This window comes from Streptobacillus felis (genome assembly GCF_001559775.1).
Classification (GTDB): domain Bacteria; phylum Fusobacteriota; class Fusobacteriia; order Fusobacteriales; family Leptotrichiaceae; genus Streptobacillus; species Streptobacillus felis.
In genome coordinates, this window is sequence record NZ_LOHX01000278.1 from 1 (window position 1) to 304 (window position 304).

Here is a 304-nt window from a genome sequence, read left to right on the forward strand (position 1 = left end):
TTGATATCTTAGCTGTTTCCATTGCAAATTTATGTCTTCCAGCTTGAAAATGATCATGAGAAAGTATAGATCCTCCTACTATAGGTAAATCTGCATTAGAAACTATAAAATAGTGTGGGAACATCTCTACAAATTCTATAAGTCTAGTAAATGTAGACCTAGCTATTTTCATAGATCTTATAGCCCCTGAAAACACTATTGAAGGTTCATTGTAATATATATATGGTGAATATTGGAAAAACAAATCTTCATTAGTCAAATTAAGTTTTAATATCCTATGATTTTGTCTTCCAGGATAATTAAT

The 304-nt window shown here is 29.3% G+C and carries 1 pseudogene; it reads right to left on the reverse strand.

What is annotated here, in order from left to right:
- Positions 1–304 (reverse strand): annotated as a pseudogene (locus tag AYC60_RS04735) (UDP-glucose--hexose-1-phosphate uridylyltransferase); the annotation flags it as partial.